Raw genomic sequence first — 23135 nt, 5'->3', positions numbered from 1 at the left:
AGCCTGCCTCCGGCCCGTCAGCCCTCTTTCTCTCTCAGGCCCTCCAGACGCTGACGATCTCGCGGGCGAGCATGGCTCGCGCCTTCGACATCACGTCCTTTCCTGACGTTTCAGGATGGCGGAAGAAGCGCGCGTCGGGACCGTTTGCGGTCCAGTCCGCGTAGGTGCAATAAGCGCGATCGGTCAGCCGAAACGCTGTTATGTCTTCGGCCCAATGCGGTTTCGGCTCCACGACGACAGTGACGCCGCCGCGCGTTTCCTCCCATGGAAGCGATCGCTCGACGGGAGGGTAGCGGCGGTCGTCGGCAAAGATTTCGTCCACGCTCCTCATGGCGAGCCTCCGTCGTCGGAGTTCGGGATGAAGGCGTCCGGATCGCGGGGATCTGGCGGCAGATAGGCGTCGTAGGGGTTGCCGTCGGCCAGATGGCCGAACGGCGTCATGAGATAGTCGCCATTGTCCGCGCGGCCGATGGCGCAAAGGACATAGCGACGCTCGCCGGTGACGGCATCCTGGCACTCCATGAGCGCGAGATTGCCGTCGCCGGCGGCGCGCAGCAGCGTGTTGAAATTGGTGCGGGCATGATCGGGAATGGCCATGGTGGGCTCCTGAAAGAAAAGCCCGGCACAGGGCCGGGCTGGTTAGACGAGAGGAAAGAGGACAGCGCTAGGGGTCGCGGGGCGGCGTCGGCTCATTGGAAGCAGGAAGGCCGCCTTCGATTTCGCATACCTGCATCGAGAAAAACTCGTCGCGCTCAAGCATGCGCTCGAAATATTCCTCGCCGATCACATCGTCCGGCGGCGGGGGTTCGTCGAAGGCGTTGCGCCACCAGTCCTTGGCCAGGGCTGTGCGCCAGCGCGTGGCCCGTTCCGCGTCGGTGAAGACGCGAATATCCGCGCCATGCCGATGCTCGTAGATGGCGACACAGACCTGTTGCGGGGTTGGCGGGAGGCATGCGGATTCGGTCGTCATGATGATCTCCAGAACCGAGAAGGCCCGCCGCGCTGCGACGGCGGGCCGGATGGATCGGAAGGGATGTCAAGCTGCGGCGCGGCCTTCGACCGCATCCGCGCCGACCTCGTCAGCCGTGACCTCATCGAGCCGGGCACGCGCATAGCCGGCTTTCGCCAGCCAGAGTTCTGCGGCCTCGCGGTTGTTGGCAAGGTGCAACAGCTCGACGTTATCTCCGACATTTTGGAGCACGCGGACCTGACCCACCTTCGGCCGCTCGACCACGCGAAAGCGAAGATCGCTGTCGATGCCGTAGGTGCGCGTCACCATGACGAGTATGATGCCGCCCGAGCTGAAGTCGCCTTCATGCAGCGTGAAGCATGGCGGGGAGGAATAGGTCGGACGCTCGCGGCCCGGCTCCTTGCGCACGAGGCGGCCGACGCCGTTGTTGCGCTCCCAGGCGGCGAGCTTCTTGGTGAAGCGGGCGGGCGGCTTGGGAGTGCCATCCGAATAGGCGACGAGCGAGCCGAGCGGCGCACAGTCGAATATGAGGGATGCGGACATGGAAGGTATCTCCTGAAACGAAAGCGGCCCGGCGGGATGCCGGGCCGTGTGATGGAAGGGGAAGGATGGCGAGGCGGCCGGAGCCAGCCCGCCGGGGCGTGTCATTCGGCGGCGACGAGAACCGTCGGATCGTCATCGGCCTCGGCCGCGACCTCCTCCTCATCGCCGGCGAGGAAGTCCGGCAGCGCGACGTCCGGCTCGTCCTCCTCGGCCGCAGTCTCGACGGCCGGCTCCTCGACGTAGAGGCGCAGCGGTTCCGGCAGCCAGCCGGTGTTGGCCAGTCGCTCCTCCGCCACGGCCGCCATCTCCATCTTGTCCTTCTTCTGGAGGTCGAGGAGATTGGCGATGTTGTCGCCGACGCCTTCGGCGATGGCTTCGAGGATGCGCTTCTTGGTCACGCGACCGAAATAGTTCGCGACAGTGGGCCGGAACCCGGCTTCCGCCATGTCAAGATCGGTCACGCGGGCCAGGCGATCGGCTTCCGCCATGCGCGCCTGGAGCTGCTTTTCGGAGATGCCGCTGGCGCTGAAGGGATTGGGCCGCTCGTAGAGCGCGTTGATCCCGAGAGACATGCAATGGGCCAGCAGCGCCATGCGGCTTTCGTCGTCGAGGGCAACGAGCCAATCCCAGAGCTGGTCGTCGTCGGTTGGCACCTTGGCCTTCCAGTCGGCGTGCCGCTTGTCCACGGCCTTGGCGTAGGGCGTGGTCTTGAGGTCGGGTCCCTGACCGCTGCAATAGACCTCGTGAACCGAGACCTGAACGGTCGCGCCGCGCGTGGACCGCCTGAAAGCGTCACGGACCAACTTGTGCAGCAGCGCCGTCATGGCGATGTGCGGATTATCGCCGACCGCATTGCGCAGCGCGATGGTGCGATGCGCGGACAGCTCGATCACCAGCTTTTCGGGGAGAGGCTTGATGACCTCCATCTCCTCCTCGGGCTCGGCCGGCTGACCGTTGACGGTGACGACGGTGCGCAGCGCGTCAGGCGCGATGTCATCCTCGTCATCACCGTCGATACCGGCCCCCGGCTCGACGCCTTCGGTCTCCTCGCCCTCGACGGTCTCGACCGGCTCGTCCTCGGGACGCACCCAGCCGCGATCGACCACAAGCTCGCCGTCCTCGTCGACCGTGACGAAGGCGCCGCCGATGGCGATCTCGGCCGGATCGAAAACGATCGGGCGACGCTCGAAGGCTTCGAGCTGCTTTTCGATCTCGCCAAGGCGCCGATCGATTTCCTCGGGCAGCTCCTCATTGTTGGGATACTTGGCCTCGAGACGCTCCTGTTCCTTGCGCAGAGCCTCGCGCTGCCGGCGTTCCTTCTTGGACAGTTCGGCCGATGTGCCGACGATGCCGCGCAGGTCATGGTCGTAGCCATAGGGAAGTTCGAGGTCGGCCGCGATCCACTTCCAGCCCTCCGCCGCCACCTCGGCGGCGGCGGCCTTCAGCTTCTCGGCGACCATCCGGTCGAGAAGCCCCACGTCGTCCATCCAGCCCTCCTCGTCATCCTCGAAGAGGTAGCGCGGCAGGACCGGGCCGCCTGCCGCCAGATAGGCGTCGACGCCGACGAAACGCGCGCGCTTGTCCGAGAAGGGAACCGTGGTCTCGGTAAGCATGTCCCGGATCTGCCATGACTCCTTGCGGTGCGAGTGCTGGACGGCCTCCCAGACCTGCTCCTGCCGCGCGTGACTCGGGTGCGCGGTGAACGCCTCCAGCATGCGCAGCGTCATGCCGTTTTCGGCATAGACCTCATGCAGCTTCGGGGAGACGTCGGCGAGCGCAAGACGCTGCTCGACGTATTGCGTGGTGGTGAAGTAGGCGCTGGCGACCTCCTCGGTGCCCATGCCGCCATCGACCATGCGCTTGAACGCCTTGAACTGATCAAGCGGATGCAGCGCCAGCCGGAACGTGTTCTCGGCGAGCGAGTCGTCGACGGCCGAGGTCTTGGCGTTGGCCTTCTTGACGATGCAGGGGACCAGACCGTCCGCTGGGAAACGACCCGCTTCTACCAGGCGCGAGATCGCCCGGTATCGACGGCCGCCCGCAGGGGTCTCGTAGTCGCCGGACTCGTTGCCATCTGCGTCGAGGACGGCGCGGACATTGATGCCCTGGATCAGATCCTCACGCCGGTCGATGTCGAAGGCGAGTTCGTCGAGGCCGACTTCGACGTCGACCTCCCGCACATTGTCGTTGGACAGGCGGATGCGGTTGAAAGGAATATCGCGCGCCCGCGAAAACTCGATCAGTTCGAGGGCGGGCTTCTTCTTGGCGCGTGCCATGGCGGTTTCTCCGTGACGGGCGCCGAGAGCCTCTCTCTCGACCCTAAACCCGTCACGAAAAACAGCGCCGCCCTCTTACTCGAAGAGAGCAGCGCTGCAGGGGAATGATCAGGAGCGTCGAAATCCGGCATCTCCATCCCGGTCAGTCGGCGTCGACGACATCCCGCACGCGCGGGAAATCGCGGCGGTCGAAGACGGCGATCGGCCCGCGTTCCAAACGTTGGACCGCTCCCTCGATAAATGAGTGCTGCGGATTGAACCGATCCTGAAAGACGTTGACGGCGGCATCGTCATCTTCCGCTTCGACCTTCTGGACGAAGCAGACCCACATCGCGCGGCGCTGGCGGACAAGATAGCGGTTCGTCGGGGGGACGCACTCGAACACGTCGTTGATCTCACCGTCGATCCCGGCGCTCTCGAACTGCTCGACGGCATGGTCACGATCGTCGGCCTTGCAGAGCCAGAACCCGTTTTCGGAGCCGTAGCAGACGAGGTAGGTTTTCAGGCGCTCATGCGATAGGACGGTGCTCATCCGGTTATCTCCACGACGGGCGGCCGAGACCCTCTCTCGACCTTTCGACCCGTCACGAAAACCCCATCCCCTCTCTCGCTCTCGAACGCCGCCGCCCACGCCACGTCACCACGCGGGGAGCCGCGGCCGCGCCTCGTTCACCCCGTATTTCCGGCGGAGCGCCTTGATCGCCGCGTCCTGCCGGTCGATCCGGCGGCGCAGACGTTCGAGGTCAGGCCCGACCCTCTCCAGCAGCTCGCCCAGAACGCGGTGGTATTCCGCCTCGTCGGCGCCGGTCCATCGGCTCATATCGCCTCGGTCTCGGCGCGGCGGCGCAGGGCGTCCTCGGCTAAGCCGAGATTGCGCCGGGTTTCGGCGAGGGCTTGTTCCATGCGCGCAAGGGCCGCGCGTAGCGCGTCGCGGGTCATCATGGCAATCTCCATCATGGCTGGTCGCCGGGGCGGCTGGGCCGGCGGCGCGGTTAGGGGGAAGCGTTGCGGGAACGCTTTCAGCACTCGTCGGGATCGGCATCACGATCGCGGAAGCGCGGCGGTATCTCGTCCTCCGGCCCTTTCCAGAGGATGCGATCGCCTTCCCAGATCGTGACGAAGCCGCCGCCCTTCGATGGCGGCTTGGGCGGCGCGGGCTCGAAGTTGCGGCAACTGAAATTCGCGGCCGTGGCCGAGAAGGCCGGGATGTTGGAATTGCCGAGCAGCACGCGGTCGCATGTGCCGGTCGGGCGCTTGACGCGGCGGCGCGAGAGGCCGAGCCGGAAGAACTCGTGATCGCGTTCGAGATTTTCCGGCGGCGGCGTCCAGTGGCGGCAGTCGCGGCAGCGGCCCGGCCTGTCCGGCGCGGGATCGTCGAGCGGAGGCCCGCCATTGTGGCCGGGCGGAGGGGAACGGTCAGCCATAACGCAGCCTTCCCCGGCGCGGCGAGCACGGTGCGGAAGGTGTCCGGCAGGAACACGTTCGCGGGCAATCCGGCGAACATCGGCGCGATCTGCTCCGGGCGATAGCCGGCCAGGCCGCAGCCGATCGGCGTGACCTCGAAACGCAGGTCCGGCCGGCGTCGGGCGTAGCCGAGGAAGTCGGCGACATGGCCGTGGATCACCTCAAGCGGCAGGACGCGCAGATGACGATCCTTCGTCGGGATCGCATAGGCGTTGCCCTGGGGGCCGACGCCGCGGCCGTGGATCGCGCCACGGTGCTGGCGCGCCCACAGCGCCGCGCCCTTGCCGTGGCGGCCCGCGAGGTTGGACCCGAAGACGAAGACGGGTGGGGTGGAAGTCGGGACAGGCATGGGAAGCTCCTGGCTGTTGCCGCTCGCCGTGAGCGGTAGGGCTCCGAGGGACCGCCGGAATCCCGGACAGTCACCAGAGCGGGCGCCCGCGGGCGGCTGCGATGGGGAACGGCAAGGCCGTTCACTTTGCGGGGGCTGCGGCGGCACGCCGGGAGAACAACGCGCATGGCGCGCGACAGCGGCCGGCAGGCCGATCGGGAGCGTCATGCCGCCCTCCCGCTCGTCGTCCGTCCGGGCCGTGCCGCCCGCCGAACGACGACGGGCCGCGTGTCGGCCGCCTGGGCGATGCGCTCGATCGTGGCGAGATCCGCGTCCGAGCAGCCGCCCGTCACCTCGATCTCGACGAAGTGGCCGCCGCTGCCGACCTTGGAGTCGCGCAGGCGATGGTTCGACGAGGTGTAGAAGCTCTCGTGCCGCTCGACGAGACGGACGCGCGAGCGCAGGAAGAGGATGCCGGAGCCAAGATTGCCGCAGAACAGCAGCTCGTCGGCCTCCGTCGTCTTCGGGCCGCCGCCGACCTTGCGCTGGCCGATCTGGCGGAAAGCTGCGTCGAAGCTTGACGGGTCCGGCGTCGTCCGCGCCTTCAGCGCCGCATGGAACTTCCAGGGCGGCCGGTGCGGATCGACGCGGCCGACGTCGATCTGATGGAGCAGGTCCGCGAAACAGGCGGGATCGGCCGGATATGGGCAATCGCGCCAGATCTCGCGTACCGTGCGCCGCAGCGCGTCGGGCAGCGCGAAGAGGCGGGCGCGGGCCTTGCGCCAGGTCTCCGCCCACATGCGGCGGCGCTCCCGCTCGGCCTCGTCCCACCAGACGGCGCGGCGGGCCATTTCCTCGTCGACGCCGCGCTGGCCGGCGGCGATCTGATCGGCGAAGAGGGGCAGCGCCTCGCGTTCGAGGCGCTGCTTGCGGAGGAACGCCGCGCGCTTGCGCGACGTGTCATTGTAGGGTTCCGGCCTGTGCCAGCGGCGGAAGCGCATCACGAGCCCTCCCGCGCCGCGCGGCGGGCGCGATAGAGAATGCGTTCCGCCGCCCGGATGCTGCCGGCCTCGATGGCGGCCTCGGCCCAGACCGAAAGCGGATAGTCGCCGGTAAAGAGGATGTCGCGCTCGATCCCCATGCTCCACGGCAGGTCCAGCGAGGTCATCTCCGAGAGCGAGAACGATCCGATCTCGGGCTCCCCGAAGTCGGCGAGGCCGTAGAGAAGGTCGCCGTCTTCATCCAGCTCGGTCGCCAGCCAGACGCCTTCGCCGAGCGGGTTGAAGAGTTTGACCACCGGCACATGGTCGGCGCCGTGGTCGCGGCCATTGGCCAGGAGCTGCGCCCGCTGTTCGTCGGTCAGAAGAATCATGCCGCCCTCCTGTCGATCTCGGCCGCGCCGATGTCGGCGTCGTCGCCGTCCTCGACATCGCCGGGGTCCGGCAGGAAGCCGAGCAGCCAGTCGGCGGCCTTGCTCGCCTGCGAGGCGGCGCGCACGATGGCGCGGTTGTCCTCGCGCAGCACGTCCAGCCAGGAGCCGATATAATCGGCATGGCGAACCGTCGGCACGATGCCGAGCGTCGCGCAGCAGAACGCGGCGGTGATCTCGGCCACCAGTTCCTCGAAGGCGTATTTCTTGGTGCCGAAGGAGCCGGAGAAATCGCGGGCGAGGCGCGAGGGATGGCCCGTCGCGTGGCCCATCTCGTGCAGGGCCGTGCGATGCCAGTTGATCGGCTCGTGATAGGCTTGCGGCGGCGGGACCATCACGAAGTCCTGCGAGGGGACATAGAAGGCGCGGTTGCCGCCGATGCGGAAGTCGATGCCGGTCGCCCGGATCAGCGCCTCGACGGTCGGCTCGATCAGGCCGGGAGGGGGTGGCGGCGCGACGGCGGCGATCTCCTCGGGCAGACCCTCGCACTGGGCCGCGTTGAACACCGTGAACCTTTTCAGGAAGGGGATGGCGTGGGCTTCCTCGCCGGTTTCGCGGGCGCGCCGCTTTTCGTCCTCGGGGGTGAAGCGGTCGGCATAGACGACGGTGATGCCGCGTTCGCCCTTCATCACGTTGCCGCCGAGCGACAGCGCCTGGCGAAAGGTGAGCCAGCTTTGTCCTGGGAAGCCGCGCTCGATCACGGCGCCCCAGAGGATCAGGACATTGATGCCGGAATAGCGCCGGCCGGTGGCGGCGTTCTGCGGCATGGCGAGCGGTGCGCCGGCGGCGGGCGTTCCCCAGGGCTGGACCCAGGGAAAGCGGCCCGCCTCGAGATCGGCGATGATCTTGCCGGTGATGTCGTCGTAAAGGTTGGTCCGGTCCTTGGCCGGACGTGGGGAGCGGTCGTGTCTGGACATCGCGGTTCTCCGCGACGGGCGCCGGAGACCTCTTCTCCAGCCCTCAACCCGTCACGGCCAATCGGCCCGCACTCTCACTCTCAGGGGGCGTTGCGGGGCAGGCTGTGCAGAAACTCGGCGACAATTCAGTGCGGGCGCGATGACGCGAGCTGAATCGAGCGGGGCTCTTAGCCCCGCGACATCAGCGCCCCGGTCCCGAAGGCGTTCGAAGCGCGGATGATGTTGAATGCCAGGACCGAGAGGGCAGCTTCGGCTTTCACCCGCCGCAAACCGCGGGTCAGGAAGCGGCCTCCGCCAGACATTCGCTTGATGGTGCCGAAGGGATGCTCCACCGTGCAGCGCCGGATCGTCATGAGATCAGGGTTCTCGTGAAGCCGACGCTCCATCCGATCGAGCGCGCCCTGATCCACGAGCCTGTGAATGGTGCGCTGATTTCCTGGCGTACACTGCGGCTTGATGTGGCAAGTCTGGCACGCGGGCGTTCTGTAACGGATCGCCCGATTTCGGGTATGCTTGCCCTTGGGATACATGGTTTCACCAGCAGGGCAGCGGATCGTGTCGGTCTACTCGTCATGGACGAATTGCACGGGGCGGAAGTATTGCGCGCTCATGGCCCCGCGCTTGATCGGCGCTGCCACGCGGACACCGTCCTGTTCGCAACGCGCGACTTCCTGCGCGTTCGAGTAGCCCCCGTCCGCCAGCACTTCTAGCTGGTCAACGTCGAGCACTTCTTTTGCCGCTATCGCCATTGGATGCAGCAGCTGGCTGTCGTTGGCTTCGTTGGCGACATCGTTGTGAATGATCAGGCCGCTTTCGATATCGACGACACTCTGGAGATTATAGGCTGGGAACTTCGGAGCCCGGCCATATCCCATTGGTCGTGCATCCGGTTCTCCGAAGACCACGACGTTGGTATCATGCTCAGCAAGTTCGGCCTGCCGCTTTTCCAAGCGCTGCTTACGGCGTTCGAGTGACGCGATCGCGCTGGCAAACGCCGCGCGATTGACCGTCTGATCGCGCGCGCCCGCCGAGTGTTGATCTGCTATGTTGAGGCGGTCGAGTTAGTAGGCGATTTCTGTTTCGGTATGAGCAATGTCGCGTGCCAGACGATCCGCTCCTGCAATATTCTTCGCGCTGGCAACCGCCCGCATCTTTGTTCCGTCCAGCGCCACCTTGCCAGGAGTGATCAAGCCGTTCTCGCGACAGAAACTGATGAATGCGGCCCCCGTGCGGATGATCGCTTCGGGGTTATCGTGCCGGAACGCCGCAATGGTCCGATAGTCCGGGGTCATGCGCCGCATCAGCCAGATGGCCTCCAGATCGCGCTGGCAGGCGCGCTCCAATTGGCGCGATGAACGCAACTGGTTCAGGTAGCCCCAGATGTAGAGCCGCAGCATGTCGCCGGGGTGATAGCCGGGTCGCCCCGTCGCGGCGGAGACAGTGCGCTCAAAGCCGAGCGCCGTGAGATCGAGCGTTTCGACGAAGGCATCTACGACTCGGACGAGAGATTCCTGCGACACGTAATCTTCAACATAGGCGGGCAGCAGTAACGGCTGGCTGCGATCATATCCCTCAATAAAACGTCCCATTTTGCCCCCGTCCAGCAAGTAATGGAGTATAGCATCCGCGGGCGAATAACCCCAGTAAATGCTTGGCAATACATGCAATTTCTACTGTGGCAAGCTTCAGAACATATTGCTCGCATCAGTCTGGTGATAGACAAGGAGGCTTCGGGGAACGCGCGCGCTGCCGCACGCTCGGGATGCCGACCATGATGAGGTTCAGGCAAGGTGGAATTGGATGCGCTCTGGCTCGCGGTAGCCTTCTTCCTCATCGCGCTGATCTATGCATCGGTCGGTCAGGCCGGGGCATCCGGCTACATCGCGATCATGGCACTGCTCGGCTTTGCGCCGCTGGCCATGAAGACGACCGCGCTCGCTCTCAATTTTTTGGTTGCGGCAATCGGGACAGCCATGTTCCTGAAGTCTGGAAGGCTGCCATGGCGAAGCGTATGGCCTTTTGCGATCCTTGGCTTCCCATTCTCTCTGCTCGGCGGCGCTGTCCAGCTACCGGCGGATATCTATTACCCGGTCGTCGGGGTGGTTCTCGTCCTTTCGGCCGCTCAGATGGCGAGGACGGCCCTTCGTAGATCTGGAGTATCTGCGGACCTGCCAACCGATCCGCCGTTCATACCGGCGCTGGCCACGGGTGCGATCATCGGCTTCATATCCGGCACGACAGGGACCGGAGGGGGTGTATTTCTTGCGCCGGTGATCCTCGCGATGAACTGGGGAACAGCGCGCCAGACTGCCGCGACAACCGCCGTCTATAACCTGATGAACTCGGCGGCCGCACTGCTCGGAGCCTATGCCTGGTGGGATCAGATTCCGAGTGCGCTACCCGGCTGGCTGATCGCCGTCGCTGTTGGCGGCTCGCTCGGGGCCTTCATCGGCAGCCGTTACCTGCCCGAACTATGGCTGCGCATTATTCTGGCTGTAATCCTTTTTGCCTCAGGGGTAAGGCTGCTGTTCGGGTGACAGCCAGTTTGCCTGTCGCGACCGAGTTTCAGTGATGTCCCCGCCGTCGCGCAATTATCGCGGTTACCCGACGAGGCGGAAACTACGGACCATTGCCACCTAGACTTAAACCCATATGTCGATTAGTCTCGACATATGGAATCAGATAACGCCATCCTCGCTTTCGCCGCGCTCGCGCAACCGACCCGCCTCGACGTGTTCCGTCTGCTGATGGAGCATGAGCCGGATGGGTTGCCCGCAGGTGAGATCGCCCGCAGGTTGGATGTCCCCCACAATACCATGTCGACGCATCTGGCGACGCTGACGCGCGCCGGCCTGATCGAGCCGGAGCGGCACAGTCGGTCGATCATCTACCGGGCAAGGCTCGATGCCGTGCGCGCGCTCGCCAGCTTTCTAGTCAAGGATTGCTGCGGCGGCCGACCCGAGATCTGCGCGCCGCTGATCGCTGATTTTTCCCCTTGCTGCCCACCGCAAACCCTCGCCGCCAAGGAGGCTGCCCATGACTGACCGCATCTTCAACGTTCTGTTCCTCTGCACCGGCAACTCGGCGCGCTCGATCCTCGCAGAAAGCATCCTGAACAAGGATGGCGAAGGCCGCTTTCGCGCCTTCTCTGCCGGGTCGCAGCCGAAGGGCGCGGTCAATCCCTTCGCGCTGAAGGTATTGCGGAGCTTCGACTATCCTTCTGAAGATTTCCGCTCGAAGGGTTGGGAGGAGTTTGCCGGCCCTGGCGCGCCTGTCATGGATTTCGTTTTCACTGTCTGCGACAACGCCGCCGGCGAAGCCTGCCCGGTTTGGCCAGGTCAGCCGATGACCGCCCATTGGGGGATCGAAGACCCTGCTGCCGTCGATGGGCCAGATATCCAGAAGGAAGCCGCTTTCGTTGCAGCCTTCCGCTACATGAAGAACCGCCTCTCGGCGTTCACGTCCCTGCCGGTCGCCAGTCTCGACAAGGCGTCGCTGAGCACGAAGCTGACCGAGATCGGCCAGTCTGATGGCGCGTCGTCTCCACGCAACAGCGCAGCGTGAGGCCGGCCATGGACGTCATCATCTATCACAACCCGGATTGTGGCACCTCGCGCAACACGCTGGCGATGATCCGCAATGCGGGCGTCGAGCCGCATGTCATCGAATATCTGAAGACACCGCCGTCGCGCGAGATGCTGACCCGACTTATTGCGCGCATGGGCATATCGGTGCGGGAACTGCTGCGCGAGAAGGGCACTCCATATGCGGAACTGGGCCTTGGCGACCCGGCTTTGAGTGACGCGCAATTGCTCGACGCGATGATGGCGCATCCCATCCTGATCAACCGGCCCATCGTCGTTAGCCCGAAGGGCGTGAGGCTCTGCCGGCCGTCCGAGGAAGTGCTCGACCTGTTGCCCCCGCAGCGCGGCGAGTTCGTCAAGGAAGACGGCGAGCGAGTGATCGACGAACACGGCCAGCGTGTCGCAACGGCCTGAGGGAATTCCATGTCTACCTTCGAACGCTCCCTCACCCTCTGGGTCGCGCTGTGCATCGTGGTCGGCATCGCGCTCGGCCATTTTCTGCCGGGTGCATTTCATGCCATCGCGGCAATGGAAATTGCCAAGGTCAACATGCCGGTGGCGGTGCTGATCTGGCTGATGGTCATCCCCATGCTGCTCAAGATCGACTTCGCCGCACTGGGCGAGGTCGGCCGCCACTGGCGCGGCGTCGGCGTGACACTGTTCATCAACTGGGCAGTAAAACCGTTCTCGATGGCGCTGCTGGGATGGTTGTTCATCGGCTGGCTGTTCCGGCCCTATCTGCCGGCGGATCAGATCGACAGCTATATCGCCGGCCTCATCATCCTCGCCGCAGCACCTTGCACGGCCATGGTGTTCGTCTGGTCGAACCTGACCAAGGGCGAGCCGCATTTCACCTTGAGCCAGGTCGCCCTCAACGACGCCATCATGGTTGTCGCCTTCGCGCCTATTGTCGGGCTGTTGCTGGGCCTGTCGGCCATCACGGTGCCATGGGGCACGCTGGTTCTGTCGGTCGTGCTCTATATCGTCATTCCCGTCATTATCGCGCAGATCATCCGTCGCCGGATGCTGGCCAGTGGCGGGCAGGCAGCTCTTGACCGACTTCTTGCAAAGCTCGGCCCGGCCTCCCTCGTTGCCCTGCTGGCGACGCTGGTTCTGCTGTTCGGCTTTCAGGGCGAGCAGATCATCGCGCAGCCGGCAATCATTGGCCTGCTCGCTGTGCCGATCCTGATTCAGGTCTATTTCAACTCCGGGCTTGCCTATCTGCTCAACCGGATGGCCGGCGAGCAGCATTGCGTGGCCGGCCCCTCGGCGCTGATCGGTGCGTCGAATTTCTTCGAGCTGGCGGTTGCTGCGGCCATCAGCCTGTTCGGCTTCCACTCAGGCGCGGCCCTCGCCACGGTCGTCGGGGTGCTGATTGAAGTGCCGGTGATGCTCTCGGTCGTCTGGATCGTGAACCGCTCCAAAGGCTGGTATGAGCGCGGCGGCAAAGTTTCAAAGCTGGCGGAAGCACAGCGCTGATGCCGCACGATCTTCCCAATCTTTATGCCGGCTGCGTTGATACTCCCAGCCTTGGTCGGCTGCGCGTAGCAGCCCCGTCTACCCATCCGCCGCGTATCCTGCTGCTTTACGGCTCGCTCCGTGAGCGATCCTACAGCCGCTTGCTGACATTCGAGGCCGAGCGTCTGCTCAAACACTTCGGGGCAGAAACGCGCATCTTCGATCCGTCCGGCCTACCGCTGCCGGATGGGGCTGACGTCAATCATTCCAAGGTGCAGGAGCTTCGCGAACTCTCGCTCTGGTCGGAAGGTCAGGTCTGGACCAGCCCGGAGCGTCACGGTGCGATGAGTGCGGTGATGAAGGCGCAGATCGACTGGATTCCCCTTTCGGTCGGAGCGGTAAGGCCGACGCAGGGCCGGACACTCGCCGTCATGCAGGTCTCAGGCGGCTCGCAGAGCTTCAACGCCGTCAACCAGATGCGGGTGCTCGGCCGCTGGATGCGGATGGTGACGATCCCCAACCAGTCGTCCGTCGCCAAAGCATATCAGGAGTTCGATGAAGCAGGCCGGATGAGACCATCGTCATATTATGATCGAGTGGTCGACGTTATGGAAGAGTTGGTGAAGTTCACGCTGCTAACGCGCGATATCTCACCCTACCTGACCGACCGCTATTCCGAACGCAAGGAGAGTGGCGAGGCCCTTATGAAGCGGGTCAATCTGACGGCTGCAACCTGAGAATCTATCCTGCGCCAATCACACGTCACCGCTCGCAACAATGCCCGAACCAACGAGGTCTCATGAATGGATCAAAGCCACCAGCAGTCAAAGGCCAGCGTCGCCGAAGTTTTCCGCGTTTTCCTGAAGCTGGGGCTCACCTCATTCGGTGGACCGATCGCGCATCTGGGCTATTTCCGGGACGAGCTGGTGACGCGGCGAAAATGGCTGAGCGAAAGCGCCTATGCCGATCTGGTGGCGCTATGCCAGTTCCTGCCCGGTCCGGCCTCAAGCCAGGTTGGCTTTGCGCTTGGTTTGACGCGAGCGGGATGGCTCGGCGCGCTTGCGGCTTTCCTCGCCTTCACACTTCCATCGGCTCTGGTCCTTCTCGCGCTCGCCATGACGGCTACGCGGCTGGAAAGCCCGCTTGCGCTCGGCGTCCTGCATGGTCTGAAGATCGTGGCCGTCGCCATTGTGGCGCAAGCTGTGTGGGGCATGGCGAAGAACCTCTGCCCCGATAAGGAGCGCGCTACGATCGCGGTCGTTGCCGTGCTTCTGCTTGCCTGGGCGCCGGGCGCCATTGGAATGATGACCGCCATACTCCTTGGCGCAATCGCCGGGCTGGTTCTCATCAATGGACAGGTCGCGGTCGGCGACCATCTGCCGGTCCCGGTTTCACGGACAGCCGGACTGACGGCCTTTGCGCTGTTCGCTGCCTTGCTGATCGGTCTCCCGCTCGTCGCCGGACAGGCGCAGGGATGGGCGCTGGCCGATAGCTTCTACCGCGCCGGCTCGTTGGTTTTCGGCGGCGGGCATGTGGTGCTGCCGCTTTTGCAGGCCGAAACCGTCACGCCGGGATGGGTGTCGGATGACGCCTTTCTCGCGGGCTATGGCGCGGCGCAGGCAGTGCCGGGGCCACTGTTCACATTCGCGGCTTGGCTCGGGGCGGTCATGGGACCGCAGCCGAACGGCGTAGCCGGTGCCGCAATCACTCTTGCCGCACTTTTCCTGCCGGGCTTCCTGATCCTGATCGGGGCGCTGCCCTTCTGGGATCAGTTGCGCCGCACGACATGGGCGCAGTCGGCCATGCAGGGCGCCAATGCTGCGGTCGTCGGCATTCTCGGCGCGGCCCTCTATACGCCGGTCTTCACCAGCGCGATCGGAGGCATGCCGGATTTCGCACTGGCCTTGATTTGTTTCGTGGCGCTGATCGCCTGGAAAGCTCCGCCATGGGTTGTCGTATTGTTGGCGGCCGTGGGCGGAGTTGCCCTTGGCTTGGTGACGTAAGGCGGTTTCGAAAAACTATCGGGCTCACTCTGTCAAACCCGAGGTGGCACGATGCTGAATTGTGTCGCGCCGCGCCACCGCTAGCGGGCGAGATCCAAGCCCAGCGACATCAGAGCGAGTTTCTGCACAGCCTGGGGGTCTCTCCGCAGAAGGGGGTGTGCCGGCGACCCCGGCGCCGGCCAGGGGGAAGGCTTTCCCCCGCAAAATCGCAAACCCGCAAATACGGATATCAGGGTTTCAGAAGTTAGACCCGCTGCACGTTTCGAGCTTCCCGCGAAGCTACTTCGCGCTACAATTGGTGCCGATTCTGCGGGCAATACATGGGGCTACATGGTAACGCTGCAACAGGACATTGCGAAGAAGTTCATTTCAGCTCTTGAGGAGGGGAAAGAACTCGATTCCGACAAGGTTGAAGAGATCAGGAAGCTGCTGTCGGACGATAAGAAGATCAAGGCTGACGACTTCGTAAAAATCTTCTCGACGCCGGTTGGCGGTGATGTGAAGTGATCAAACTCGAAACCGCTCACGTCGAAGAGTTCCGCGGAATTCGCAAGCTCGACATCAACTTCGGAAAGGGAACCTTCGCGATCTCCGGCCCGAATGGAACCGGCAAGAGCGGTGTCATTGACGCGATAGAGTTCGGCCTTACCGGAGAGATCGGGCGTCTGACTGGGCGGGGTACGAAAAGCCTTTCGGTTTCAGAACACGGCCCGCATGTCGACAAGGTGAAGTTCCCGGACGCTGCCTTCGTGGAGTTGAGGGTTTTCATTTCCGCTCTCGGCAAGTCGGCGACGATCACGCGGAAGGTATCTGCTCCAGGCAAGCCGAAGATTGTGCCTCCCGACGCAGATGTGAAAGCGGCACTCGCCGAGATCGCGGATCATCCGGAAATCACGCTCGCACGGCGTGACATTCTTCGTTTCATTCTGGTGGAGCCGACAAAACGCTCGGAGGAAATCCAGGCGATTCTGAAGCTGGACGGCATCGGACAGACTCGCGCCGCGCTCAATACCGCGCAGAATAAGCTACAGACCGGATTCAAGGCTGCAACAAGCCAAGTGCAGTCAAGCCGCGATACGTTGCAGCGGCATCTACAGATCACTACGTTAGGCGCCGCGGAGTTGCTGGCCTCGGTCAACCCAAAGCGAGAATCGGTTGGCCTGCCAAAGATCGAAACGCTGACATCCGACACGCAGATCGATGCAGGTCTTTCCGACGCCGACAAGCTGTCTGAGTTCAACAAGCAATCCGCACTGCGTGATCTCCAGGCGTTGTCGGATATGCTCGGCTCCCTTGCGGACATGGGGAAGGAGGAAGCAGCGGCAATCCTTTCCGGCATCGCGACGCTGGAGGGCGATCCCGCCCTGCTCCAAGCTTTGCAGCGGCGTTCGCTGGTGGAAAAGGGGCTTGAACTTGTCGATGGACCCGAGTGCCCGCTATGCGATCACCCTTGGCCTGACGAGAACCATCTGCTCGCACACCTCAAGGCCAAGCTCTCAAAATCCGAGGACGCCGGCAAACTGCAGACGTCTCTTCTTTCGAACGGCGGCAACCTCGCCGCCCATGCGGAAAACTTGCTCGGCCTTCTCAGGCAGGCTCTGAGGATCGCAAAAGAGGAAGACGACGCGGTCGGAGCCGATATCATAACCGCATGGGGGACTGACCTTCAGGAATTGAAGGGGCAACTTGGGAATTTCGACGGGCTGATCGGTTTGAAAGAGCGGTTGGGCAGTGGATGGCCCAAAATGCCTGAAGCTACTCCTTCTAGGCTTGCCGCCCTCACGGCCAAGGTCCACGCGAAACCTGACCAGAGCGCGGCCATCGAAGCGCAGACGTTTCTCACGACAGCGCAGCTTCGCCTCAATGACTACCGCGACGCCATGCGGAGGAACGAGGCCGCGAAGGCCGCCAGCAATGCGGCTAGGGCAACCTACGAGGCCTATTGTCGCGTCATGGAACAGGAGCTGAATGCTCTCTATGACGACGTTCAGGACGATTTCAGCACTTTCTACCGTCTGATCAATGAGGACGATGAGGCGAAGTTCACGGCGAAGCTGACACCCAGCGAGGGGCGGCTCGATTTCGACGTGAATTTCTACGAGCGCGGTCTTTTCCCGCCCGGCGCTTATCACAGCGAGGGGCATCAAGACGGCATGGGGGTATGTCTTTACCTCGCCTTGATGAAGCGCCTTTTCGCGAAGAGCTTCACGATCGCACTGCTGGACGATGTGGTGATGTCCGTCGACTCGGGCCATCGCTACCAGTTTTGCAAGTTGCTGAAAACGCATTTCCCCGACACGCAGTTCATCATAACGACGCATGATCGCCTATGGGCGGAGCAAATGAAGTCAGCGGGGCTTGTTACCGCGAAGACGTCGCTGGCGTTCCATAGCTGGACTGTGGATACAGGTCCGCTTGTCGAGTCAAACGCGGATATCTGGGATGAGATCGCTACGGCTCTCGCCAAGGGTAAGGTCGAGACAGCCGCCCACGGGCTACGGCACCATCTGGAATACGCATCACGCCAGCTCGCGGACCAACTTGGCGCGCGGCCGATTTTTCGGGCGGATGGTAACTATGACCTCGGCGAATTGCTACCCAACGTCCTCTCGCGCGCGAAGGATGTCTATGGAAAGGCCGCTGATGCAGCTCAGTCGTGGGGCAATGCCGCCGCAAAGGAAGCCGCGCTTGAGCGCAAGGCAACACTCTCCAGCTCTAGCGGGGCGAGCAATGTCGAGCAGTGGGCTGTCAACAAGGCTGTGCATTACAATGAGTGGGCCAACTTCGGGAAGAAGGATTTCGAGCCTGTGGTGACGGCATTCAAGGAATTGCTGGAGTGTCTGCGGTGCAAGGACTGCCAATCGTGGTTATACGTGTCTCCGCGGGGTGGTTCTCCTGATTCTCTGCGTTGCCAATGCAGCACCGTGAGCCTGAATCTCAAGGCAAAACCAAAGTGACCCTGAACGCCGATGAAACGGCCAACTCTGATGCGTTTCACAAGGGCGGTAGCAACTCCGACAGGTATACTGAAGATTGATGTTTACCGTCTCGCGACAGACGCAATCCGGAGCTGGGTCAGTTCTTACCCTTTATTCCTTTCCGGTTCGAACTCGCACTTAGAAACATTGGAAAAAAGCTACGCTGGTTTTTCACTTTGATGATGTCGTCGGCCGCGATCGTATTCGCCTTTCGTCGTTCACCGCCGGCAGGCGTAATTACCTCAAGATCCGGATTCTCGATGATTGCGGCATGAACGTCATCAGCATGAGCCGGTGTGATGTTGTAGATGCTCTCATAGAACTCCATAACGGACATGGCGTCTCCCGCGTCGCTCACCAGGCGGGGAATGTCTCCCATGAGCTGCTCCTTGGCAGAGGCTCGTCCATTATTATCGAACAGGTATAGTCTGCCTTCGTCATCACGCGGATCGTAGGAGAGCATGTTGAGACCCGAGCGGCCAAAATGCGCTTGGAGGGTCGCGTTGTCATGGAGGATATTATTGTAAACCTGCCGTGCTCGGCAGGCATTGGCGAAATGAATAAACCAATAGCGCCAGCCATCAGGATTGTTGATCGAGAACGGGCTCACAAATGGCGCACATCGATGGAAGACCTCGAAGACCATCTTCTCCGCCGTTCCGAGCCAGTCGTTCTTGCTCATAAGGTCGTTCCGGGACGTGATGTCGGTGCCCTTGATACCAAGGTAATCAAGCCGCTTCGTTAGCTGGTCCGGCTGGTCCTTCTTGAGGAAGGCCAACAAAGAGCTGATCATGAAGGTGTAGAAAATCTCCGCCGATGCATACGAGCGCATGATGTCAATAATCGTTTCGCGATTGACGTGACTGTCACCGCACTGGTCGAGATTAAACAGGACATTTTTATATCGGCCCTGTTCAAGAAGGCCCTTGATCCGGGGATAGGCGACTTCAAAGAACTCGTTGAGGTATTCGACGCGCAGATGCAGCCTCGGGCACGTTGCGGCGATGTCAGCCTGCATCGGCGCGACATGCCCCTTCAGAAGCTCGACGGCATCAAGGCTGGCGTCGTTGAAGATCAGCAGGCATTCGACCTCAATCATGCCGAGGCCCTGCACCGTGCGATGAGTGTTTACTGCTTCCACTGCGCGCTTCAATTCTTCGATGAAGATCAACGGCGAGCCAGGGGAGCCGCATTGGTAGCGGCCACCGCCTGCGAAACCGTCGACGATAGCAAGCCGAAAGCGTTCGCGCTGGGGAAGCTTGCAGCGAACAGTCAGATAGTCGAAGACGTATTCACGCAGGATCTTATGCTTGCGTTTGGAGTGGTCTTCCAGTTTTGCGCCATCCGGCCATTCGTACTGTTTCCTCGTCATTTCGCCCCCAAGTCCCCTGTTCTTATGCGGCCGGCTGAGGCGCTATCGGCATCTCATCCCAAGTTCGGCCTCGATACTCGCGTCCGTTTGCCTTTTTTGACCGCTTTTTGTTGTCCTTGCCCCATGTACCCCACTGCTTGAAGAAGAACGCCGTCCCTGCCGTTTGGCAATTGGTGTAGATTTCATCGATCCATTCTTCACGGATGGGACGAGCGGATTTCCCACTTTCACCGCCCACGATTGCCCAATGGATTTCACTGAGGTCGATGGTGCCGACGGCGTCGATCAGAGGCTCGAATGATATGAAGCGGATCGCAGCAGGCGCTTTCCGCAGATGCTCGATCCGTTCGGCTACAGCAGCGTTTTCGATGCTGGTCCCAAGCCACACGTTGGGCAGAACCTCGCCTATCTTGCTGGCCACCAGATCGGCCATTCTCTCTGGCCGTTTCGTGAGTATCTGATAGTTGTGGTGCGGCGTCTCGCGCATGATTTGCCATACATCGAGAATGAAGTCGTCGCTGACCTGTTCGTGGAACAGATCGCTCATGGAATTGACGAAGATCTTGCGCGGCTTGCGCCACCGAAGTGGTATGGATAACGCCTCGCGGTCTTCGCGCACCACCCCGTTCCAAACGGTGCGTCGGCCAGTTTTGCGGGTCAGCCCCGCATATTTCTCGACGCCCATCGCCTCCAGGCGCTTGGCCATTTCCATTGCATAGCAGTGCGTGCAGCCGGCCGTTACAATCGAACACCCGGCGACAGGATTCCAGGTGGCGTCGGTCCACTCGATCTGGGTTTCAGCCACATTTTCCTCCCGAGCATTTTGCTCTCTGCCGCAGCATCAAACGAAGCCTCGCATGGGGTTGATGAACTGGATACCGGCGAAGTCCTTTTCGTTGTCCGTGATCACAACGCAATCGTTTGCGCCTGCCGTCGCCGCGATGATCATGTCGAGCCCGCTGCGAGGGCGTCCAGCGGCCTTGCCGTCCGCCATCAATCGCGACCAGATCAACCCGGCCTTGTCGTCGAATGGCAGTATGCGCCCCGCAAAAAGAGCCTGCGGTCCCTCCGGTCCTGTGAACCACGTATCGAGAACCTCTCGTTTCTTGCCACGTGGTTTTTCTAAAATGCCGCGGCGTATTTCAGCTATAGTCAGAGACGCGACGAACAGGTCTTGATCGCTCTGCTCGCTCCACCATGCCAGCAGCGATTCCGAGGGCTGCGGCTTGACGGTGTTACTGATGATGTTGGTGTCAAGGAGATAGCGCGTCACAGATCGACCCGTCGCCCTTCCTCGCGCGGGCGCGACAGATCGAGATCGGCGCCGACCAAAGGCGAGCGGCGCAGGGCCGACAGAATGCCGCTGGATTTCGAAGGCTCACCCGAAACAAGAGCCCTCACCGTCTGTCGGGCTTGCTCTGCCTCTGGTCCTTCTTCGGCCAGTTGACGGGCGAGCGATCGGATTAGATCGCGATCGGATTCCAGCGCAAGAACCTCAAAGCGCTTGAAGCCGCGCTGTGTCAGGCGCGCCCGGTAATTCTCGATCGCTCTCTTCTGCGCAGCATTGCTCATGGCTGGCCTCCGTGGTATATATCCTGACATATAGCCGATTTCTGCGTTGCAAACAAGGGATGTCAGCGATGGCCCTGGACGCTCACCACAGAGCAGTAATGCACGAGAATACTGCGCGTTCACGTCAGTATTTTCCATATGCTGTAGCACGAAGGATTGCGCCGCGCTTCGCCGATGCCGCCGGGGGCATACTTTCCGCCGCCAACTATACGCGTGTTATTTCAATTGCTTATGCTGATCTTCGGGTGAATGCTTGGATGTATGACTTTACGATCAACCCATTCACCGGCGAAGATGACAAGCAACGAGCGCGAAGAGTTGCTCGAATCCCTGCTCATCGACGAGCCGGACCTGACCTTTACGCCGAGGGGCGATCCCGATCCGCGGCTTTTGCTTCTGGTCGACTTTCTGGCGCGACAGGCAGCACGGGAATGCTACGCGGAAGAAGTCAGGATGACGAGGCGACGGGGGAAGCGCACCTCCTGATGCCGAAAGGAGAGGTGCATTGAAGGTCGCGATCTACGCCCGCTATTCCTCCGACAATCAACGCGACGCCTCGATCGCCGACCAGCTCCGCATGTGCCGGCTTCATGCCGAGAAGCAGGGCTGGCAGATCGTCGAGGAATATTCCGACCACGCGATCTCCGGCTCGTCGCTGCTCCGCCCCGGCATCCAGGCCCTGATTTCCGACGCGACACGCGGGTGCTTCAACCTGATCCTCGCCGAAGCCATGGATCGGCTTTCACGCGATCAGGAGGACATAGCGGGCCTCTTCAAGCGCATGTCCTATTCGGGCGTGAAGATGTTCACCCTCTCCGAGGGTGAAGTCTCGCATCTGCATGTCGGCCTGAAAGGCACGATGAACGCGCTGTTCCTGAAGGATCTGGCCGACAAGACCCGGCGCGGGCAACGCGGCCGGGTCGAGGCGGGCAAGTCGGGCGGCGGCAACTCCTACGGCTATGACGTGGTGAAGAAGCTGGACGCTAACGGCGAACCGATCCGCGGCGATCGCACGATCAACGAAGCTCAAGCCGAGGTCGTGCGCCGCATCTTCCGCGACTATGCCGCCGGCAAGTCGGCCAAGACCATCGCCTTCTCCCTGAACAGGGATGGCATTGCCGCCCCGTCTGGCGGCGATTGGGGCTTCAGCACGATCAACGGCAATCCGAAGCGTGGCAACGGCATCCTCAACAACGAGATGTATGTGGGCAAGATCGTCTGGAATCGTCAGCGCTTCGTCAAAGACCCGGATACCGGCAAGCGGCAGGCCCGGCCCAACCCGGAATCCGAATGGGTCATTCAGGAAGCGCCGGAACTGCGCATCCTCGATGACGATTTCTGGAACGCCGTGAAGGCGAGGCAGGGCGAGAACCGCACCGAACGCGACGAAAGCGGCATTGCGGATGTCCGGAAGATGAACCATCGGCGCCGGCCAAAATATCTGTTCTCTGGACTGACCAAATGCGCCTGCTGCGGTGGCGGTTATTCCGCGATCTCGGCGACGCTGATCGGCTGCTCGACAGCGCGCAACAAGGGCACCTGCGACAACCGGGTGAACATCCGCCGCGACGAGTTGGAGGCGCGCGTTCTGAACGCCTTGCGTACCAAACTTGTCGATCCCGAGATGTTCGCTCGCTTCTGCGAGGTATTCACACAGGAGATGAATCGCCTACGCATGGAAGGCCGTGCGGGCATTGCCTCGGCGGAAGCCGAGATCGAAAAGACCGAGCACGAACTGGCGAAGCTATTGACCGCCATTAAGGCTGGCGGGCCGATTGAAGCCATCGTAGAGGACATGAAGCGGCTGGAAGCTCGGAAATCGGAGCTGAGGACGTTCCTGGCCGAGGCCGAGGAACCCCCTCCCCTGCTGCACCCTTCAATGGCGCTCCAATACCGCAAGCGGGTCCAGCAGCTCTATGAAGCCCTGCAGGACGAAGAGGAAGAGAAGCGGATCGAGGCGGCGGACATCCTTCGCTCGCTGGTGAACCAGATCGTTCTGACCCCCGTGGACGGCAAGGTGGAGATCGACGTTCAGGGCGATCTCGCTGGAATCCTTATAATTTCCGCACAAACGAAAAACCCCGCCGGAGGGCGGGGTGGATCGCAAGTAAAGATGGTTGCGGGGGCAGGATTTGAACCTGCGGCCTTCAGGTTATGAGCCTGACGAGCTACCGGGCTGCTCCACCCCGCGTTATGGGTGCGATATTATGACCGGTTTTGGTATTTTTTTGGCGCTTTGGG

General features: G+C 62.4%; 31 protein-coding genes, 1 tRNA gene and 2 pseudogenes. 11 read left to right on the top strand and 23 right to left on the bottom strand.

The features are described from left to right. Positions 1-34 precede the first annotated feature (34 nt). The 16 genes and pseudogenes from ABWW28_RS20685 to ABWW28_RS20610 all read right to left on the bottom strand — a co-directional run bounded on the left by ABWW28_RS20685 (position 35) and on the right by ABWW28_RS20610 (position 9516). Positions 35-331, bottom strand: a complete 297-nt coding sequence (locus ABWW28_RS20685; protein WP_097142778.1) for a hypothetical protein — start codon at positions 329-331, stop codon at positions 35-37. Then, the gene (locus ABWW28_RS20680; RefSeq protein WP_151683109.1) at positions 328-597 is read right to left on the bottom strand and encodes a DUF6117 family protein; all 270 of its coding nucleotides are present in this window, start codon (positions 595-597) and stop codon (positions 328-330) included. Before ABWW28_RS20680 ends, ABWW28_RS20685 begins: the two co-directional genes overlap by 4 nt. 67 nt (positions 598-664) lie before the next feature. Beyond that, positions 665-970 carry a hypothetical protein gene (locus tag ABWW28_RS20675; protein ID WP_097142776.1) on the bottom strand — a complete coding sequence of 102 codons (306 nt, stop codon included), beginning with the start codon at positions 968-970 and terminating at the stop codon, positions 665-667. Between the two features lie 66 nt (positions 971-1036). Further along, positions 1037-1513 carry a UCP036055 family protein gene (locus ABWW28_RS20670; RefSeq protein ID WP_097142775.1) on the bottom strand — a complete coding sequence of 159 codons (477 nt, stop codon included), beginning with the start codon at positions 1511-1513 and terminating at the stop codon, positions 1037-1039. Positions 1514-1614: 101 nt separating this feature from the next. Further along, positions 1615-3789, bottom strand: coding sequence for a ParB/RepB/Spo0J family partition protein (locus ABWW28_RS20665; RefSeq protein ID WP_353391902.1), 2175 nt, complete (start codon positions 3787-3789; stop codon positions 1615-1617). A 142-nt stretch (positions 3790-3931) separates the two neighbouring features. Then, a complete protein-coding gene (locus ABWW28_RS20660) occupies positions 3932-4321 on the bottom strand; it encodes a hypothetical protein (protein ID WP_097142773.1) in 390 nt (129 codons plus the stop codon). 105 nt (positions 4322-4426) lie between these two features. Beyond that, positions 4427-4609: a hypothetical protein gene (locus ABWW28_RS20655; protein ID WP_197717546.1), complete on the bottom strand. Its 183-nt coding sequence runs from the start codon at positions 4607-4609 to the stop codon at positions 4427-4429. Further along, the gene (locus ABWW28_RS20650; RefSeq protein ID WP_197717547.1) at positions 4606-4746 is read right to left on the bottom strand and encodes a hypothetical protein; all 141 of its coding nucleotides are present in this window, start codon (positions 4744-4746) and stop codon (positions 4606-4608) included. Before ABWW28_RS20650 ends, ABWW28_RS20655 begins: the two co-directional genes overlap by 4 nt. Before the next feature lie 62 nt (positions 4747-4808). Beyond that, a complete protein-coding gene (locus tag ABWW28_RS20645; RefSeq protein ID WP_097142772.1) occupies positions 4809-5213 on the bottom strand; it encodes a hypothetical protein in 405 nt (134 codons plus the stop codon). Positions 5214-5308: 95 nt separating this feature from the next. Beyond that, positions 5309-5602, bottom strand: a pseudogene (locus tag ABWW28_RS27625) (A1S_2505 family phage non-structural protein); the annotation flags it as partial. 203 nt (positions 5603-5805) lie between these two features. After that, a complete protein-coding gene (locus ABWW28_RS20635; protein WP_151683099.1) occupies positions 5806-6582 on the bottom strand; it encodes a hypothetical protein in 777 nt (258 codons plus the stop codon). After that, positions 6582-6953 carry a DUF2958 domain-containing protein gene (locus tag ABWW28_RS20630; RefSeq protein WP_151683098.1) on the bottom strand — a complete coding sequence of 124 codons (372 nt, stop codon included), beginning with the start codon at positions 6951-6953 and terminating at the stop codon, positions 6582-6584. The genes ABWW28_RS20635 and ABWW28_RS20630 overlap by 1 nt, the downstream gene beginning before the upstream one ends. After that, positions 6950-7927: an ArdC family protein gene (locus tag ABWW28_RS20625; protein ID WP_353391898.1), complete on the bottom strand. Its 978-nt coding sequence runs from the start codon at positions 7925-7927 to the stop codon at positions 6950-6952. The genes ABWW28_RS20630 and ABWW28_RS20625 overlap by 4 nt, the downstream gene beginning before the upstream one ends. Positions 7928-8094: 167 nt before the next feature. After that, entirely contained in the window at positions 8095-8481 is a 387-nt protein-coding gene (locus ABWW28_RS20620) for a transposase (protein WP_353392031.1), read from the bottom strand. Between the two features lie 9 nt (positions 8482-8490). Further along, positions 8491-8877: a transposase gene (locus ABWW28_RS20615; protein ID WP_353391896.1), complete on the bottom strand. Its 387-nt coding sequence runs from the start codon at positions 8875-8877 to the stop codon at positions 8491-8493. A gap of 111 nt (positions 8878-8988) precedes the next feature. Further along, complete coding sequence (locus tag ABWW28_RS20610; protein WP_353391895.1) at positions 8989-9516, bottom strand: transposase; 528 nt, start codon at positions 9514-9516, stop codon at positions 8989-8991. A 201-nt stretch (positions 9517-9717) separates the two neighbouring features. Here ABWW28_RS20610 and ABWW28_RS20605 point away from each other — a divergent pair, with 201 nt between their 5' ends. The 9 genes from ABWW28_RS20605 to ABWW28_RS20565 all read left to right on the top strand — a co-directional run bounded on the left by ABWW28_RS20605 (position 9718) and on the right by ABWW28_RS20565 (position 17929). Further along, positions 9718-10464, top strand: coding sequence for a sulfite exporter TauE/SafE family protein (locus tag ABWW28_RS20605; RefSeq protein ID WP_353391892.1), 747 nt, complete (start codon positions 9718-9720; stop codon positions 10462-10464). A 135-nt stretch (positions 10465-10599) separates the two neighbouring features. Beyond that, positions 10600-10971, top strand: coding sequence for an ArsR/SmtB family transcription factor (locus tag ABWW28_RS20600; protein WP_097142764.1), 372 nt, complete (start codon positions 10600-10602; stop codon positions 10969-10971). Further along, on the top strand, positions 10964-11491 hold the full coding sequence (locus ABWW28_RS20595) for an arsenate reductase ArsC (RefSeq protein ID WP_097142763.1): 528 nt from the start codon (positions 10964-10966) through the stop codon (positions 11489-11491). Before ABWW28_RS20600 ends, ABWW28_RS20595 begins: the two co-directional genes overlap by 8 nt. 8 nt (positions 11492-11499) lie before the next feature. After that, positions 11500-11925, top strand: a complete 426-nt coding sequence (gene arsC, locus ABWW28_RS20590; RefSeq protein ID WP_097142762.1) for an arsenate reductase (glutaredoxin) — start codon at positions 11500-11502, stop codon at positions 11923-11925. 9 nt (positions 11926-11934) lie between these two features. Further along, on the top strand, positions 11935-12990 hold the full coding sequence (arsB, locus tag ABWW28_RS20585) for an ACR3 family arsenite efflux transporter (RefSeq protein ID WP_097142761.1): 1056 nt from the start codon (positions 11935-11937) through the stop codon (positions 12988-12990). Beyond that, entirely contained in the window at positions 12990-13706 is a 717-nt protein-coding gene (gene arsH, locus ABWW28_RS20580; RefSeq protein ID WP_097142760.1) for an arsenical resistance protein ArsH, read from the top strand. Before arsB ends, arsH begins: the two co-directional genes overlap by 1 nt. A gap of 66 nt (positions 13707-13772) precedes the next feature. Continuing rightward, positions 13773-14972: a chromate efflux transporter gene (gene chrA, locus ABWW28_RS20575; protein WP_149149237.1), complete on the top strand. Its 1200-nt coding sequence runs from the start codon at positions 13773-13775 to the stop codon at positions 14970-14972. A 330-nt stretch (positions 14973-15302) separates the two neighbouring features. Continuing rightward, positions 15303-15479 (top strand): hypothetical protein, encoded by a 177-nt coding sequence (locus tag ABWW28_RS20570; protein ID WP_175496432.1) that lies wholly within the window; start codon positions 15303-15305, stop codon positions 15477-15479. Then, positions 15476-17929 carry an AAA family ATPase gene (locus tag ABWW28_RS20565; protein ID WP_353391888.1) on the top strand — a complete coding sequence of 818 codons (2454 nt, stop codon included), beginning with the start codon at positions 15476-15478 and terminating at the stop codon, positions 17927-17929. The genes ABWW28_RS20570 and ABWW28_RS20565 overlap by 4 nt, the downstream gene beginning before the upstream one ends. A gap of 118 nt (positions 17930-18047) precedes the next feature. On the opposite strand, the gene ABWW28_RS20560 is transcribed toward ABWW28_RS20565, so the two are convergent. Genes ABWW28_RS20560 through ABWW28_RS20545 form a run of 4 tightly spaced genes read right to left on the bottom strand, consistent with a single transcriptional unit; the run spans position 18048 to position 20894 of the window. Continuing rightward, entirely contained in the window at positions 18048-19322 is a 1275-nt protein-coding gene (locus ABWW28_RS20560) for a three-Cys-motif partner protein TcmP (RefSeq protein ID WP_097142757.1), read from the bottom strand. Positions 19323-19344: 22 nt separating this feature from the next. Next, positions 19345-20127 (bottom strand): phage Gp37/Gp68 family protein, encoded by a 783-nt coding sequence (locus tag ABWW28_RS20555; RefSeq protein WP_097142756.1) that lies wholly within the window; start codon positions 20125-20127, stop codon positions 19345-19347. 36 nt (positions 20128-20163) lie between these two features. Next, complete coding sequence (locus tag ABWW28_RS20550) at positions 20164-20595, bottom strand: type II toxin-antitoxin system VapC family toxin (protein WP_097142755.1); 432 nt, start codon at positions 20593-20595, stop codon at positions 20164-20166. Further along, the gene (locus tag ABWW28_RS20545; protein ID WP_036742432.1) at positions 20592-20894 is read right to left on the bottom strand and encodes a hypothetical protein; all 303 of its coding nucleotides are present in this window, start codon (positions 20892-20894) and stop codon (positions 20592-20594) included. The genes ABWW28_RS20550 and ABWW28_RS20545 overlap by 4 nt, the downstream gene beginning before the upstream one ends. Before the next feature lie 261 nt (positions 20895-21155). Here ABWW28_RS20545 and ABWW28_RS20540 point away from each other — a divergent pair, with 261 nt between their 5' ends. Together ABWW28_RS20540 and ABWW28_RS20535 are read left to right on the top strand one after the other, a co-directional pair. After that, complete coding sequence (locus ABWW28_RS20540) at positions 21156-21380, top strand: hypothetical protein (RefSeq protein ID WP_097142754.1); 225 nt, start codon at positions 21156-21158, stop codon at positions 21378-21380. A gap of 19 nt (positions 21381-21399) precedes the next feature. Then, positions 21400-22437: pseudogene (locus ABWW28_RS20535) on the top strand (recombinase family protein); the annotation flags it as partial. On the opposite strand, the gene ABWW28_RS20530 reads toward ABWW28_RS20535, so the two are convergent. The 3 genes from ABWW28_RS20530 to ABWW28_RS20520 all read right to left on the bottom strand — a co-directional run bounded on the left by ABWW28_RS20530 (position 22377) and on the right by ABWW28_RS20520 (position 23085). Next, a complete protein-coding gene (locus ABWW28_RS20530) occupies positions 22377-22652 on the bottom strand; it encodes a hypothetical protein (protein ID WP_342588295.1) in 276 nt (91 codons plus the stop codon). The pseudogene ABWW28_RS20535 and the gene ABWW28_RS20530 overlap by 61 nt on opposite strands. 118 nt (positions 22653-22770) lie before the next feature. Then, positions 22771-22965, bottom strand: a complete 195-nt coding sequence (locus tag ABWW28_RS20525) for a hypothetical protein (protein WP_342588294.1) — start codon at positions 22963-22965, stop codon at positions 22771-22773. A 43-nt stretch (positions 22966-23008) separates the two neighbouring features. Next, positions 23009-23085: transfer RNA gene (locus ABWW28_RS20520), tRNA-Met, on the bottom strand. Positions 23086-23135 lie beyond the last annotated feature (50 nt).

The sequence above is a fragment of the Brucella sp. NBRC 14130 genome (assembly GCF_040371715.1).
In the GTDB taxonomy this organism is placed as follows: domain Bacteria; phylum Pseudomonadota; class Alphaproteobacteria; order Rhizobiales; family Rhizobiaceae; genus Brucella; species Brucella intermedia.
The sequence above is the reverse complement of the archived record's forward strand: the minus strand, read 5'-3'. Positions and strand labels throughout refer to the sequence as shown.

Excerpts from the sequence above, each read along its gene's own strand:
- ABWW28_RS20685 (WP_097142778.1), bottom strand. The coding sequence starts at position 331 with ATGAGGAGCGTGGACGAAATCTTTGCCGACGACCGCCGCTACCCTCCC.
- ABWW28_RS20680 (WP_151683109.1), bottom strand. The coding sequence starts at position 597 with ATGGCCATTCCCGATCATGCCCGCACCAATTTCAACACGCTGCTGCGC.
- ABWW28_RS20675 (WP_097142776.1), bottom strand. The coding sequence starts at position 970 with ATGACGACCGAATCCGCATGCCTCCCGCCAACCCCGCAACAGGTCTGT.
- ABWW28_RS20670 (WP_097142775.1), bottom strand. The coding sequence starts at position 1,513 with ATGTCCGCATCCCTCATATTCGACTGTGCGCCGCTCGGCTCGCTCGTC.
- ABWW28_RS20665 (WP_353391902.1), bottom strand. The coding sequence starts at position 3,789 with ATGGCACGCGCCAAGAAGAAGCCCGCCCTCGAACTGATCGAGTTTTCG.
- ABWW28_RS20660 (WP_097142773.1), bottom strand. The coding sequence starts at position 4,321 with ATGAGCACCGTCCTATCGCATGAGCGCCTGAAAACCTACCTCGTCTGC.
- ABWW28_RS20655 (WP_197717546.1), bottom strand. The coding sequence starts at position 4,609 with ATGAGCCGATGGACCGGCGCCGACGAGGCGGAATACCACCGCGTTCTG.
- ABWW28_RS20650 (WP_197717547.1), bottom strand. The coding sequence starts at position 4,746 with ATGATGGAGATTGCCATGATGACCCGCGACGCGCTACGCGCGGCCCTT.
- ABWW28_RS20645 (WP_097142772.1), bottom strand. The coding sequence starts at position 5,213 with ATGGCTGACCGTTCCCCTCCGCCCGGCCACAATGGCGGGCCTCCGCTC.
- ABWW28_RS20635 (WP_151683099.1), bottom strand. The coding sequence starts at position 6,582 with ATGCGCTTCCGCCGCTGGCACAGGCCGGAACCCTACAATGACACGTCG.
- ABWW28_RS20630 (WP_151683098.1), bottom strand. The coding sequence starts at position 6,953 with ATGATTCTTCTGACCGACGAACAGCGGGCGCAGCTCCTGGCCAATGGC.
- ABWW28_RS20625 (WP_353391898.1), bottom strand. The coding sequence starts at position 7,927 with ATGTCCAGACACGACCGCTCCCCACGTCCGGCCAAGGACCGGACCAAC.
- ABWW28_RS20610 (WP_353391895.1), bottom strand. The coding sequence starts at position 9,516 with ATGGGACGTTTTATTGAGGGATATGATCGCAGCCAGCCGTTACTGCTG.
- ABWW28_RS20600 (WP_097142764.1), top strand. The coding sequence starts at position 10,600 with ATGGAATCAGATAACGCCATCCTCGCTTTCGCCGCGCTCGCGCAACCG.
- ABWW28_RS20595 (WP_097142763.1), top strand. The coding sequence starts at position 10,964 with ATGACTGACCGCATCTTCAACGTTCTGTTCCTCTGCACCGGCAACTCG.
- arsC (WP_097142762.1), top strand. The coding sequence starts at position 11,500 with ATGGACGTCATCATCTATCACAACCCGGATTGTGGCACCTCGCGCAAC.
- arsB (WP_097142761.1), top strand. The coding sequence starts at position 11,935 with ATGTCTACCTTCGAACGCTCCCTCACCCTCTGGGTCGCGCTGTGCATC.
- arsH (WP_097142760.1), top strand. The coding sequence starts at position 12,990 with ATGCCGCACGATCTTCCCAATCTTTATGCCGGCTGCGTTGATACTCCC.
- chrA (WP_149149237.1), top strand. The coding sequence starts at position 13,773 with ATGGATCAAAGCCACCAGCAGTCAAAGGCCAGCGTCGCCGAAGTTTTC.
- ABWW28_RS20570 (WP_175496432.1), top strand. The coding sequence starts at position 15,303 with ATGGTAACGCTGCAACAGGACATTGCGAAGAAGTTCATTTCAGCTCTT.
- ABWW28_RS20560 (WP_097142757.1), bottom strand. The coding sequence starts at position 19,322 with ATGACGAGGAAACAGTACGAATGGCCGGATGGCGCAAAACTGGAAGAC.
- ABWW28_RS20545 (WP_036742432.1), bottom strand. The coding sequence starts at position 20,894 with ATGAGCAATGCTGCGCAGAAGAGAGCGATCGAGAATTACCGGGCGCGC.
- ABWW28_RS20540 (WP_097142754.1), top strand. The coding sequence starts at position 21,156 with ATGACTTTACGATCAACCCATTCACCGGCGAAGATGACAAGCAACGAG.
- ABWW28_RS20530 (WP_342588295.1), bottom strand. The coding sequence starts at position 22,652 with ATGGCGGTCAATAGCTTCGCCAGTTCGTGCTCGGTCTTTTCGATCTCG.